The sequence below is a fragment of the Pseudomonas fluorescens group sp. PF-1 genome, from assembly GCF_054481335.1.
Map to the genome: position 1 here is coordinate 2,269,267 of NZ_JBTMNG010000001.1, position 13,121 is coordinate 2,282,387.

14 protein-coding genes are annotated in these 13,121 nt (G+C 61.6%); 8 read left to right on the forward strand and 6 right to left on the reverse strand.

The genetic code is table 11. From position 1 onward, the window contains the following. Positions 1-76: 76 nt before the first annotated feature. Positions 77-1,123, reverse strand: coding sequence for a class I SAM-dependent methyltransferase (locus tag ACX3YD_RS10835; RefSeq protein ID WP_103405441.1), 1,047 nt, complete (start codon positions 1,121-1,123; stop codon positions 77-79). A gap of 426 nt (positions 1,124-1,549) precedes the next feature. Here ACX3YD_RS10835 and ACX3YD_RS10840 point away from each other — a divergent pair, with 426 nt between their 5' ends. The 3 genes from ACX3YD_RS10840 (at position 1,550) to ACX3YD_RS10850 (ending at position 5,130) form a co-directional block, all read left to right on the forward strand. Further along, on the forward strand, positions 1,550-2,404 hold the full coding sequence (locus ACX3YD_RS10840) for an HvfB family MNIO-type RiPP peptide maturase (protein ID WP_458959920.1): 855 nt from the start codon (positions 1,550-1,552) through the stop codon (positions 2,402-2,404). Then, positions 2,382-3,140, forward strand: a complete 759-nt coding sequence (locus ACX3YD_RS10845) for an HvfC family RiPP maturation protein (protein WP_458959921.1) — start codon at positions 2,382-2,384, stop codon at positions 3,138-3,140. Before ACX3YD_RS10840 ends, ACX3YD_RS10845 begins: the two co-directional genes overlap by 23 nt. A gap of 364 nt (positions 3,141-3,504) precedes the next feature. Beyond that, positions 3,505-5,130, forward strand: a complete 1,626-nt coding sequence (locus ACX3YD_RS10850; RefSeq protein ID WP_103405438.1) for a methyl-accepting chemotaxis protein — start codon at positions 3,505-3,507, stop codon at positions 5,128-5,130. 48 nt (positions 5,131-5,178) lie between these two features. On the opposite strand, the gene ACX3YD_RS10855 is transcribed toward ACX3YD_RS10850, so the two are convergent. After that, entirely contained in the window at positions 5,179-6,498 is a 1,320-nt protein-coding gene (locus tag ACX3YD_RS10855; protein WP_458959922.1) for an ATP-binding protein, read from the reverse strand. Beyond that, on the reverse strand, positions 6,495-7,235 hold the full coding sequence (locus ACX3YD_RS10860) for a response regulator (RefSeq protein ID WP_047530534.1): 741 nt from the start codon (positions 7,233-7,235) through the stop codon (positions 6,495-6,497). The genes ACX3YD_RS10855 and ACX3YD_RS10860 overlap by 4 nt, the downstream gene beginning before the upstream one ends. Before the next feature lie 305 nt (positions 7,236-7,540). Between ACX3YD_RS10860 and ACX3YD_RS10865 the strand changes: the two genes are divergently transcribed. From ACX3YD_RS10865 to ACX3YD_RS10875, 3 genes are all read left to right on the forward strand, one after another. Continuing rightward, positions 7,541-7,804 carry a DUF2790 domain-containing protein gene (locus ACX3YD_RS10865; RefSeq protein ID WP_103405436.1) on the forward strand — a complete coding sequence of 88 codons (264 nt, stop codon included), beginning with the start codon at positions 7,541-7,543 and terminating at the stop codon, positions 7,802-7,804. Positions 7,805-7,851: 47 nt separating this feature from the next. Then, complete coding sequence (locus ACX3YD_RS10870) at positions 7,852-8,106, forward strand: hypothetical protein (protein ID WP_458959923.1); 255 nt, start codon at positions 7,852-7,854, stop codon at positions 8,104-8,106. An 89-nt stretch (positions 8,107-8,195) separates the two neighbouring features. After that, on the forward strand, positions 8,196-9,413 hold the full coding sequence (locus ACX3YD_RS10875; RefSeq protein ID WP_458959924.1) for a cytochrome c biogenesis protein DipZ: 1,218 nt from the start codon (positions 8,196-8,198) through the stop codon (positions 9,411-9,413). A gap of 6 nt (positions 9,414-9,419) precedes the next feature. On the opposite strand, the gene ACX3YD_RS10880 is transcribed toward ACX3YD_RS10875, so the two are convergent. Next, the gene (locus ACX3YD_RS10880) at positions 9,420-10,388 is read right to left on the reverse strand and encodes an AraC family transcriptional regulator (protein WP_207291546.1); all 969 of its coding nucleotides are present in this window, start codon (positions 10,386-10,388) and stop codon (positions 9,420-9,422) included. A 187-nt stretch (positions 10,389-10,575) separates the two neighbouring features. Between ACX3YD_RS10880 and ACX3YD_RS10885 the strand changes: the two genes are divergently transcribed. Next, positions 10,576-10,845 (forward strand): DUF4242 domain-containing protein, encoded by a 270-nt coding sequence (locus ACX3YD_RS10885; protein WP_103405433.1) that lies wholly within the window; start codon positions 10,576-10,578, stop codon positions 10,843-10,845. A gap of 37 nt (positions 10,846-10,882) precedes the next feature. After that, on the forward strand, positions 10,883-11,701 hold the full coding sequence (locus ACX3YD_RS10890) for a class I SAM-dependent methyltransferase (RefSeq protein WP_458959925.1): 819 nt from the start codon (positions 10,883-10,885) through the stop codon (positions 11,699-11,701). A gap of 70 nt (positions 11,702-11,771) precedes the next feature. Here ACX3YD_RS10890 and ACX3YD_RS10895 read toward each other — a convergent pair whose 3' ends face one another. Next, positions 11,772-12,158 (reverse strand): DUF488 domain-containing protein, encoded by a 387-nt coding sequence (locus ACX3YD_RS10895; protein ID WP_103405431.1) that lies wholly within the window; start codon positions 12,156-12,158, stop codon positions 11,772-11,774. Positions 12,159-12,162: 4 nt separating this feature from the next. Then, the gene (pcsA, locus tag ACX3YD_RS10900; protein WP_103405479.1) at positions 12,163-12,885 is read right to left on the reverse strand and encodes a phosphatidylcholine synthase; all 723 of its coding nucleotides are present in this window, start codon (positions 12,883-12,885) and stop codon (positions 12,163-12,165) included. Positions 12,886-13,121: the final 236 nt, after the last annotated feature.

The following is a 13,121-nucleotide window of genomic DNA, read 5'->3' on the forward strand; positions in this document are numbered from 1 at the left end:
GATGGTGTGTCAGTCGACATCAATGTACCTGACCCATCTTCGCTGGCAAGCCAGCTCCTACAAAAGGCAACCGGGCTTACTTGCGTGCTTCAAGAATCAGGTTGAACGGCGTTTCCGTCGCCCGGCGGAAACTGGAGAATCCGGCTTCGGTGAACACCTTGCGCAACCGTGCTTCGCCCGCCTGGGCGCCGAGGCCAAGACCAACCTCCTGGGACAGCGAGTTGGGCGTGCAGATGAAGGTCGAGGCGGCATAGAACAAACGACCGACCGGATTGATGTTTTCATCGAGCGAGTCGTTGGCGAAGGGTTCCACCAGCAGCACCGTGCCGTCCGGTTTCAGTGACTCGTAGGCATGTCTGGCCGCGCCGACCGGGTCGCCCATGTCGTGCAGGCAGTCGAAATAGCAGACCAGATCATAGTCGTTGCCGGGGTAGCTCTTTGCCGTGCCCTGGAAGAATCGCGCCCGACCGGCCACGCCACCTTCTTCGGCGCGCTGGGTGGCGACGGTGACGGAGGGCGCGTGGTAGTCGAAGCCGACAAATCGCGACTCGGGAAAGGCCTGGGCCATGATCACGGTGGAGGCGCCATGCCCGCAGCCGATGTCTGCCACTTTCGCCCCGGCTTCCAGCTTGGCCACCACGCCATCGAGGGCCGGTAGCCATTCGGCGATCAGGTGGGCCTTGTAGCCTGGACGGAAGAACCGCTCCGTGCCGCTGAACATGCACGGATGGTGATCGCCCCAGGGCAGGGCGCCGTCGCCGCGCATGGCGTTGATCAGTTTGTCCTTGTCATGGAAAAACGATGCGACCACCCCGATTCCACCGGCGATGTAGACCGGCGAGTCCTCGATGGCCAGCGCCAGGGCTTGTTCTTCGGGCAGGCGGAACTGTCCGTCGGTGTGTTCCATATAGCCGGAGGCGGCGTGAGCGCTGAGCCACTCGCGCACCAGGCGTGGGTTGCAGCCGGTCTTGCCGGCGAGTGTTTCAGGGGTGACGGGCTGACTGTCGGCCATGGCTCGGTACAGCCCGAGTTCTTCGCCGAGGATGACGTTGGCGAGCATCGCCGCGCCGCCCATGTCACTCACCAGTTTGCCCATGAAGTCATTGAGTCTGGCCTCGTCCATCACGTGTGCTCCTTCAAGAGGATCACAGTCCAGAGGCATTGTTTGCCTGGGCAAGCCGCCGCTGGGCGGTGGTCGTGGGGGATGTTCAGGACGATTTGCATGTCCTGGGTGCATTAAGTTTAGTTCGCTGATCGAATGGCGTTTTTTCCAGGCGACGAAGGTCCCCTGTGGGAGCGGGTTTGCCCGCGATAGCGCAGTGTCAGTCAACAAATAGGCCAGATCCGCCAGCCAGGTCGCGGGCAAGTCGAATCGTTGGACCGCCGTTCCCACGGGGATTTGGCCAGCAGTGCCTGCGTATGTATCCCACTGTATCTAACTGCCTTCCCGATACAGTCCCCCTCAATTCAAGGCCACCGCTGAACACAGAGCAGATACACCGCTGCGATTAACTGTCATTGCGTACTGACCACCCTTGAGATCGACACCATGCAAACCCCCATCATTTCAGCGAAGGCCAGCGCCGGGCTCGGCTTGCGTCGCGGTTTAATCAAAGACCTCCAGGCCGCCCCGGCCGGCCATTTCGATTTCCTCGAAGTCGCGCCGGAAAACTGGATCGGCATCGGCGGTGCCCATGGGGCGGCACTGCGGACACTGGCCGAACGCTATCCGCTGTCCTGCCACGGGTTGTCACTGTCCCTGGGCGGGCCATCACCGCTGGATGTCGGGTTCTTGCAAGAGGTGCGGCTGTTTCTCGATCACTACAACGTGCCGCTGTACAGCGAGCACCTGAGTTACTGCAGCGATGACGGTCACCTCTACGACCTGTTGCCGTTGCCGTTTACCGAAGAAGCGGTGCACCACGTCGCCGCACGCATTCGTCAGTCCCAGGACATTCTCGGCCGGCGCCTGGCGGTGGAAAATGTTTCCTATTACGCCGCGCCACAGCAGGACATGGACGAGGTGGCATTCACCAACGCGGTATTGCGCGAAGCCGACTGCGACTTGCTGCTGGACGTCAACAACGTTTACGTCAACGCGATCAACCACGGGTTCGATCCGCACGAATTCCTCGCCGGCATCGATTCGAACCGGGTGGTGGCCATGCACATCGCCGGGCATTTCGATGAGTCCGACACCTTGAAAATCGACACCCACGGGGCGTCGGTCAAGCCGGCGGTGTGGTCATTGCTGGCCGAGGCCTATGCCCGGTTCGGCGCTCGACCGACGTTGCTGGAGCGCGATTTCAACTTTCCGGTGTTTTCCGAACTGGTCGCCGAGTTGCAGACCATTCGCCGCTTGCAGGCGGAGGAGGCAAGCCGTGGCCAAGCGCTCGTTGCATGAACAACAAAACAGCATGGGCCTGTACCTGCGCGACCCTGAACGCTGTGCGCCACCCGCCGAGATGGACCCGGCGCGGGCACAGGTTTATCGCGACCTGGTGTTCGCCAACCTGTCGTCGTTGATCAGCGGCACCTTCCCGGTGCTGGTGAACATCCTGGGTGATGACCAGTGGCGTGCGCTGGTGCGGGCTTTTCTGCGCGATTACCGCGCCCACACACCGAAGTTCGGCGAGATCGCCGAGGAATTCGTCGAGTTCCTGGCATCCGGGCCGCAAGCGTTGGCCGAGGGTTCCTGGCCGCCATTCATGGTGGAGCTGGCGCATTACGAATGGGTCGAAATGGCGCTGCAACAATCCGAGGCCGAGCCTTTGCCGGCCAGCGATGCAGAAGGGTTGCCGAGCCGCCCGTTGCACGTCTCGCCACTGGCCTGGCCGTTGGCCTATAGCTGGCCGGTGCAGCGGGTCGGACCGGATTATCAGCCCGATACCGCACCCGATCAGCCGACCTTGTTGCTGGTGCGGCGGGCTGAAGACTGGAGCGTAAAGTTTTCCGAACTGAGCCCGCTGGCGTGGCGCCTGTTGCAGCGCCTGAATGAGTTTCCCGGGCTGGACGGCCGTGCGCAGTTGCAGGGGTTGGCGGAGGAGGCGGGGATGACCGGTTCGCAGACGTTCTTCGAAAACGGTTTGGCATTGATCCAACAGCTGCATGGGGAAGGGGTGGTGGGCGTCATCAACTGACGTTTTGCGGATGGACCCGATCCTGTGGGAGCTGGCTTGCCAGCGATGGATTCACAACCACTTCTGTTATCCATCGAGTCCGCGCCATCGTTAAGGACCATCGCTGGCAGGCCAGCTCCTACAGGGCTCGTATACATCTGGATGTTGCACATTCGTTCCATGTGTTTCACCGTTGAAGCACTCGTAACCCTTTCAAATTTATTTGCTCGATTCCCCCAATAAATCTCAAGCCTGGCCGATACAACTAACAGGCGCACACAAACCCACTACAACAAGGGCGCCCATCTGAAACGTGCGAGCCGACGCCTGCCGTTCAGTGATCACGCAAGGATGCTCGTAGCCACCAACACCCGAGAATCATCCTATGTCACTGCGTAATCTGAGTATCGCGCCTCGAGCTTTCCTGGGGTTTGCCTTCATTGCCCTGCTGGTCATTGTGCTGGGGGTGTTTGCGGTGAATCGCATGAGTATCATCCGCCAGGCCTCCCTGGACATGGAAACGAACCAACTGCCCAGCGTCGGTTTTCTTGGCAACATTACCGAAAACGTGTTGCGCATGCGCATTCTGTCGTTCCGGGTATTGGTCAACCGTGATCCGGCAGCGCTGCAGGATGCCCAGACGCGCATCGGCGCGCTGATCGACAAGGTGCACAGCGCTCAGGCCAGTTATGCCGCGTTGCCATCCCAGCCGGAAGAAGCGCAGCTGTACAAGACCTTCACCGTTACCCTGGACAGCTACATGCAAGCCCAGGAGCAGATGCTGGAATTGTCGCGCCAGAACAGACTCGATGAAATGCGTACGCTGATCAACACGCGGATCAAGGACGGCACCGATCAGATGGGTGAGCAGCTCAACAAGTTGGTGGCACTCAATACCGGCTATGCCAAAACCGCCTCGGCCGAAGCGGGCGCCAACTACAGCGGCGCCATTATCGGCATCGTGGTCGCCGCTGTGATGGCCGCGCTGATGACCATCCTGTTGGCCTGGTTGCTGACCCGCAGCATCGTCACGCCGCTGAACCGCGCTTTGCTGGCGGCGCAGACCATCGCCGATGGCAATCTGAGCAAAACCATCGAGGCCGACGGTCAGGATGAGCCGGGGCGTTTGCTCGGTGCTTTATCGACCATGCAAGCCAATTTGCGCAAAACCATCGAGCAGATCTCCGGTTCCGCCACGCAACTGGGGGCCGCCGCTGAAGAGCTCAGCGCCGTGACCCAAGATGCCTCTCGTGGTCTGCAACAGCAGAACAACGAAATCGAACAGGCGGCCACCGCCGTCAACGAAATGACCGCTGCCGTGGAAGAAGTGGCACGCAACGCGGTATCGACCTCCGAAGCCTCGAGCCAGTCGACCCAGGCCGCCCGGGAAGGCCGCGACCGCGTGGTGGAGACCGTCGACGCGATCCAGACCATGACCCAGGACGTGCACACCACCTCGTTGATGATCGAAGGCCTGGCCGCCCAGGGACGCGACATCGGCAAGGTGCTGGATGTGATTCGCGCCATCGCCGAGCAAACCAACCTGCTGGCGTTGAACGCGGCGATCGAAGCCGCCCGTGCCGGTGAGGCCGGGCGCGGTTTTGCCGTGGTTGCGGACGAGGTGCGGGCGCTGGCCCATCGCACGGCGCAATCGACCCAGGAAATCGAGAAGATGGTCGCCGGCATCCAGAACGGTACCGGTGAAGCCGTGGCGTCGATGCAGCAAAGCAATCACCGTACCCAAAGCACCCTGGAAATGGCGCGTGCGGCCGGTGTCGCGCTGGAGCAGATCACCCAGTCGATCCATTTGATCAACGAGCGCAACCTGGTCATCGCCAGTGCGTCCGAAGAGCAGGCCCAAGTGTCACGCGAAGTCGACCGCAACCTGGTGAATATTCGCGATCTCGCCACGCAGTCCGCCACAGGCGCCAACCAGACCAGCGCCGCCTCCCATGAACTGTCACGCCTGGCGGTGAATTTGAACGCGCTGGTGTCGAAGTTTGTCATTTAACGCGGTGCCCATGGCCGGGGTTGCGGATTGACCCGAAACCCCGGTCTTTCAAGCCGAGCGAGCCGGCAACTTGAGCTGCGCGCACAAGCCACCGCCCTCACGATTACTCAACGTCAGCGATCCCCCGATCGCCAACGCCAGTTGCTGTGCAATCGCCAGGCCCAGGCCGGTACCGCCGGTGCTGCGGTTGCGGGAGTTTTCCACGCGGTAGAACGGCTGCATGACCTGGGCCAGTTCCTCTTCGGCGATGCCCGGACCACGGTCCATGACGTTCACCGACACGCTGCCGTCGGCCTGTTTCTCCACCAGTAATTCGGCAGAACCCGCGAACTTGAGGGCGTTGTCCGTGAGGTTGACCAGCACCCGGCGCAAGGCATGGGGGCGGGTGTCGATGACGGCGGCGCTCTTGCCGTTCAACTGGACCTCTTTGCCCATGTCCTGGTAGTCGAAGACCAGGCTGTCGAGAAACGAGTCCAGATCCGTGCGGCGGCTTTCTTCGGTGGAGCCATGGATGCTGCGCGCGTAGGCCACACCTTCGCGCACCAGGTGTTCCATTTCACCGAGGTCGTTCCAGAGTTTGTCCTTTTCGGCGGAATCGTCCATGAATTCGGCGCGCAGTTTCATCCGGGTAATCGGCGTTTGCAGGTCATGGGAGATCGCCGCCAACAATTGCATGCGCTCCTTCAGGTAGGCGGCGATACGCGCCTGCATGGCGTTGAATGCCTTGGCCGCGTGCGCTACTTCAGTCGGGCCTTTTTCGTCGAGCAGCACCGGGTGGGTGTTGGGGTCGAGGGTGTCCACGGCTTCGGCGAGACGGCTCAGGGGGCGGATGGCGATGCGCACGGCCAGCCAGGTGCAGGCGAGCATCAGCGCCAGTTGTCCGAGCAGGACGATGGGCAGCCAGGGTGACAACGGCACCATCGAAGGCCGTACGTCGATGGTCAGCGGGCTGCCGTCCGAGAGTTTCAGGTGCACCTGAAAGTGTTTTTTCGGCCCGGGAATGTCGGTGAAGGTCATCGGGTAATCCTGGCCGATGGCGTCCTTGATCGAGGCCATCGCCATCGGCGCCTCGGGCATGTCCATGTCCATCGGCGTGCCTTTTTCGCCGTCACTGAGCAGATAACCGTAATTGGCCCGTTGCAGTTGCTGCAGCCAGTCCGCGCGCTCGTTGGCTGGCAAGCGGTCGAGGATGGCGATGGAGGTCGAGACGTCGGTTTCCAGGTTGCCGAGCATGGTGTTTTTCGAGCTTTCATAGCGCTCGTAGTACTGCGCACCGAATGACAGGGCCTGGACGAGGATCAGGCCGATCAGGAAAATCAGCGACAGCCGCGACGCCAGGGTGCGAGGCCAATGCATCGATAGACTCACGAGGGGGCACCGACGATTTCCACGGGCAGGGAAAACACGTAGCCCTCGCTGCGCACGGTCTTGATGTAGGCCGGTTCGCGGGCATCGTCCAGCAGGCGCTGGCGCAAGCGGCTCACCAACAGGTCGATGGAACGATCGAACAGGTCGGCGTCGCGACCCTGGGTCAGGTTGAGCAATTGGTCGCGGTTGAGCACCCGCTGCGGATGGTCGAGGAATACCCGCAGCAAGCGATATTCCGCACCGCTGAGCGCGACCATGGTGCCGTCCTCATCGAGCAGGTGGCGGGCCGAGGTGTCCAGGCGCCAGCGCCCGAAAGCCAGCAGGCGGCTGGTTTCGGTGACCACCAGGTTCGGTGGCAGCATGCGTGTGCGTCGCAGCACGGCGTTGATTCGCGCCAGCAGTTCACGGGCGACGAACGGCTTGACCAGGTAATCGTCGGCACCCATTTCCAGGCCGATGATGCGATCGGTTTCATCGTTGCGCGCGGTGAGCATCAAGACCGGGGTGGCCTTGTGTTTGCCGGCGCGCAGCTCGCGGCAGAGCATCAGGCCATCATCGCCCGGCATCATGATGTCCAGCACGATCAGGTCTACCGGCGTGGATTCGAGGAAGCTGCGCATCTGCCGGCCATCCGCCACGACCGTGGTGCGCAGGCCGTTCTTCTTGAGGTAGTTGCCCACCAGTTCGCGGATCTCGCGGTCATCGTCAACGATGAGGATGTGATCGACGTGTTCCATGGGTGCCTGCCTCTGTCAGTGGGGGATGTCGCACAGTTTATCGAGCCTTGGCCCGCTCGCCCGTAGCCCTTTGTATTGCAGTGTATCTGGCCAGTCGGTGGATACACACAGACGCAAAAACGCGAATTTTCAGGGGGTTTGTATCCCTGTGTATCCCGGCCCGGCTTTGATACTTGCCGATTTACCCGCGCCTGTTCCCGACACATACGGGATACCTCAGAGGCTTCTAATAGGTTCCATCGAGGCACGCCCAACCGCCTCTAGCCAACAAACGACCTATCCGTTGAAACCTTGAGGAAAACGCCATGAACACCAAAGCCGTCTATGCCGCTTGCCTGTTTGCCGCCCTGAACATCTGCACCTTGTCGGCCCGTGCCGAAGCGGATGTCAGCTCTAAAACCTACACCTACGGCACGCAACTGGACATCAAGAAAGTGGTGTCGTCGAAACAGGACGCCACGCCTTCCTGCGGGGTCGTGAATGCACAACTGACCTACCTGGACTCCCAGAACAAAACCCGCGTCCTGGACTATCGCAAGATTTCTGACAGCTGCAACTCGGACAACTGAGTCCCACGATTCGCCATAACCATCCTTTTGAATCCAGGAACAACACCATGAACCACATCAGCCGCTACTTGACCGCCATTGCCTTTTCCGTCGCCGGTGTCGCTGCCCACGCCAACGCCGCTGTGGAACAAAGCGCCTGTGGCAGCAGCACCTGCTTTCAGCTGACGCCCGTGGCGCAGAAGGGCGGCGACGCCTTTCTCGCCGAGGACGGCTACAACCGCACGCCACAGGGACAAGTCGTTGCCGAAAACGGTTACAGCCGCACGCCGCAGGGGAAGCAGCAGGATAGCCAGACAGTTTGATGAATAACGCGGTCCCCTGCAGGCGCTGGCAAGCCAGCTCCTGCAGGGGCACGTGCGTGCATTGCCACCCTCTTTTTCAAGGTGATCCCATGTTACTCATCGCTTTCCTGGGCGGCATATTGACCGTCCTCAGCCCCTGCATCCTGCCGGTCGTGCCGTTCCTGTTCGCCGGCGCCCATCGCACGCGCTCATCGATCCTGCTGACCCTGGGCGGCATGGTGCTGACGTTCGCCCTGATTTCCAGCCTGGCCGTGGTCAGCAGTGAATGGGTGATCAAGGCCAGCAGCAGCGGGCGCCAAGTGGCCCTGATCGTGATGGTGCTGTTCGCCCTGTCGCTGATTTCCGCACGGGTTGGCGATTGGCTGGCACGGCCTTTCGTTCTGCTGGGTAACCGCATCGACCCGGACAGCCGCAAAATGTCCGGCCCGTTGAGTTCGATCATGATCGGTGTCGCCACCGGCCTGCTATGGGCGCCGTGCGCCGGGCCGATCCTCGGGGTAATCCTCACCAGCGCCATGCTGCAAGGCGCGAATGCCGGGACCAGTCTGTTGCTGCTGGCCTATGGCGCCGGCAGTGCGTTGTCCCTCGGCACCTTGATCTTCGCCGGTCGTGGTCTGGTCAATCGTCTTAAACCCTCGATACCCGTAACCGGTTGGTTGCGTCGTGGCGCGGGGGTGGCGGTGTTGGCCGGTGCCGTGATGATTTCCACTGGAGCCGATGACGTTCTTTTGGCCAATACCTCCTCGGAAGGGGTCAGCCGTGTCGAGAAGGGCTTGCTGGAAACCGTGCCAAAGGTCGTCGATTATCTGGTTAGCAAGGTCAAGGCCGATTCGTCCATGGACAACGCCAAAGGCGCCATGCCTTCGCTGACGGGGGCCGTGGAATGGATCAACTCGCCCGCACTGAGCAACGAATCGCTCAAGGGCAAAGTGGTGCTGGTCGACTTCTGGACCTTCGACTGCATCAACTGCAAGCACACCCTGCCGTACGTGAAGGACTGGGCGAAGAAATACGGGAAGGACGGCCTGGTGGTGATTGGCGTGCACACGCCCGAGTACGGGTTCGAACGCATCATCGACAACGTCAGGGACAAGGTGAAGGAGTACGGCATCACCTACCCGGTGGCCATCGACAACAACTACGCGATCTGGCGCAACTTCGACAACCAGTACTGGCCGGCGCACTACCTGATCGATGCCAAGGGGCAGGTGCGGTACACGCACTTTGGTGAGGGCAGTTATGAGACCCAGGAGAAGATGATCCAGCAGTTGCTGGAGGAGGCGAAGGCAGTCGCTCCAGCGGCGTAAAAAAGATCAATGAGCCGTCCGGTTTTCCTGACTGCGCCGCCACGCCGCTGGCGGCGACCCGAACTCTCGCCTGAATGCCCGACTGAACGCCGTATCCGTCTGGTACCCCACTTCTTCGGCAATGCGCAGCAGCGAACTGTTGCTGCTGCGCAACAGATTGGCCGCCAGCAACATCCGCCATTGCGTGAGGTACTGCATCGGCGAGATCCCGACCAGTTGCTGGAAGCGTTCGGCGAGTACCGATCTGGAGGTGCCGGCAGTGCGAGCCAGCTCTTCCAGGGTCCAGCAGTGGCAGGGCTTGTCGTGCAGCGCGTTGAGGGCGGCGCCGACGATCCGGTCGCTTACGCCGGCCAGCCAACCGGTTCGGCCCTTGCCCTGTTCGTGCATGTACAGACGCAGTACCTCGATGAATAACACCTCGGCCAGTTTCGCCAGCACACCTTCGCCGCCCGGCCTGGGGGAGCGGGCTTCGGCCAGGGCGTAATGCACCGAAGACTCCAGCCAGACACCGGCCGCCGAGCCGCGTACATTGACTCGCACCACGGGCGGCAACCCCGTCAGCAACATCCTCGCCAACCGCGTGTCGCATGCCAGATAGCCGCACACCAGACGCGTGGTCGCGCCGCCTCCGCCGTAGCTCAACTGCCGGGGCCGGCGCGACAGGACCGCATCCAGACGCGCGCCGCTGGCCGGAATCAGGCCAGGTGCGGAGCACATGCGATGGGCGTCGCCTTGCGGGAACACGACGACATCGCCAGCCGTCAGCAGCAGCGGCGGGTCATTGCCCAGTTCGACGTAACACTCGCCTTCGGTGATCAAGTGAAAGATCACCACCCGTTCGGCGTTTGGCTCCAGGAACGGCGCGGCGCTGTCGGCGCTCGGTGACTGATAGCACCAGGGCGCGGTGAACCGGGCGTTGATGAAAATCGCGCCGACCAGGCGCACGACACGCAGGGTCTGTGACAGGGCATCCATGAGGGTTTTCCCATGCCGATCGTGGGTCAGAAAGCTGATTGTGAGCCTGTAGCGGCCCCGCATGAAACCTCCGGACGATCGGACAGTCTTGGCCGACGATCGGGCAGGACGCCGACTTTGCCCGGCGCGATAGTGGTCACGCAGGGCCCGCCGGCCCTGTCATCCATAACAAGAATGAGAGGTTGCCATGCCTAAGTTCGTCATAGAACGCGAGATTCAAGGCGCTGGGACACTGTCACAAAGGGATTTGAAAGCCGCTTCGCAAAAGTCCTGCCGGGCGTTGCGCGAGTTGCCGCAGGTGCAGTGGCTCCAGAGCTATGTCACCGGTGACAAGCTCTATTGCGTGTACATCTCGCCGAGCGAAGAGCTGATCAGGGAGCACGCCAGGCTGAGCGGTTTCCCGGCCAATCGCATCTCCGAAGTCGCCCACATCATCGATCCCACCACGGCCGAATAAGCCGGGTTGCGTTCCAAACCGCAACGGAGCGGAATTCATGAGTACACCCATTGATCTTGTTGCCCTGAAAAACCGTCAAATGGCTGCCTGGGCCAGTGGCGACTACGCCGTGATCGGCACCACCCTGCAAATCGTCGGCGAACAACTGGCCGAAGCCTGTGACCTGCTGTGCGATGAACGAGTGCTCGACGTGGCGGCCGGCAACGGTAACGCCACGCTGGCGGCGGCGCGTCGAGGTTGCATCGTCCGCTCGACGGACTATGTCGCCGCATTGCTTGAACGCGGTGAGGACCGGGTCAGGGCAGAGCGCCTGAATGGCAATGTCGTCTTTCAGGTGGCGGATGCCGAAGCATTGCCCTTTGAAGACGCCAGTTTTGACGCGGTGCTTTCGACCTTTGGCGTGATGTTTGCGCCGGACCAGCCCAAGGCTGCCGCGGAACTGGCGCGGGTCTGCCGGCCGGGAGGCCGGATCGGCCTCGCCAACTGGACACCGGAGGGCTTCGTCGGCCAAATGTTCAAAACGCTGGGTAAACACCTGCCTCCACCGCCCGGCGCGTTGCCGCCGTCGCAGTGGGGCACCGAAGCCTGGCTGCGCACGCACTTCGACGAGCACGACTTCCTTGTCCAGGTCACGCGCCGGATCTACAACTTCCGCTATCGCTCGGCGGCGCATTTCATCGACACCTTCCGGGCGTGGTATGGGCCGATGCACAAGGCCTTTGCCGCGCTGCCACCCGACGGCGCCCAGGCCCTGGAACATGACCTGATCGAACTGATCAACCGGTCGAACCGGGCAGGGGAAAAGTCGCTGGTGGTGCCGGGTGAGTATCTGGAGGTGGTGATGACAAGGCGTTAAGTCGACAAGGCATCATCCCCTGTGGGAGCAAGCTCGCTCCCACAGGCAATTTGCACTGATGTCGGGCGGGTTAAACCACCTCCGCTCCCCGTGCCACCAGCAACTCGCGCAACACTGAGCGATGACAATGGGCTTCGTCCTCGCAGTAACAGCCAACGGCCAGCGAGGTGTGATGGGAGAGGGCAGCCAGCAGATCGAGCAACTGGCTGGGCACCGGATGGTTCATCTCGGCCTTGAACTTGCGTTTGAAGGCGTGCCAGGCCTTTTCGTCTTCGGCGGACTTGGCTTCGTGCACCAGTTCCTGGCTCGGAGACAGCAACGGCTGCCAGACATCATAGAAATCCCGACTGGCGAACTCGGCCTTGGGTACGCCCCGGGGTGGGCGGCGCACGGTGCCCAGGCGCAGGCCTTCTTCGGGTTGGCGCGGGGAGCCGAGTCGCACGATGTGGATGGGCATGGCGCTACTTGAGCCGTGAGCCTTCGAACCACTCCAGCGCCGTGCGCCACAAGCAGATCCCCAGAAAATACGCCGACATCAGCAGCCAAAGCCCCATGACCATCGGATTGATCAACGGATGGTTGATCACCAGCGACAAACTGCACAGCAACCAGATGGCCGTCACGGCGATATTGACCGGCATGAAGCGGCGCACGCGGAACGGATGCAGGAACTTCATACGGGTTAGGGTCAGCAGCGCCAGGCCGATCACGGTGAGGAAGGTCACCCACGGCGACGGCGCGATGATGTACAGGCACAGGGCAACCACGTTCCAGGCGGCAGGGAAGCCCTGGAAGTAGTTGTCCTTGCTTTTCATGTTGACGTTGCAGAAGCAGAACAGCGATGAAACCAGGATCAGCGACACGGTCAGCAGCAGGGTGTAGTCCGGCAGTGGAATGTAGCGGTAGATGAACAGCGCCGGGATGAAGACATAAGTCAGGTAGTCGATCACCAGGTCGAGGATCGAGCCGTCGAAACTGGGCAGCACCGACTGCACATTGACCTTGCGTGCCAGCGCACCGTCGAGGCCGTCGACGATCAGGGCCACGCCCAGCCACAGCAAGCAACTGGTCGGCTGGTTATCGAGCAGGGCGAGGGTCGCGAGGAAGGCAGTGACGACGCCGGTGGCGGTAAAACCATGGGCACCCCATGCTTTGAGCCTGGCGATGTGTAGTGTCGATATCACGGGGGCGTTCTCCAGAAAGTGAAGCAAGCCAGTCATCACCCTCATCTGGCGGGCGGCGGCAAACCGGGTCGGGTTGCAGGTATCGACCGGGTATCCGGGAATAAGGTTCACCACTCATGAATCTTAGCTGCGCCGTAAAAAATACTGCAGATAAATCTACGGCCGCGAGTGGGGGACGTGTCAGCCAAACGGTGGTGGCGCAATCGGGTGCGAGGGCTATCGTTGCCTGACTGGAT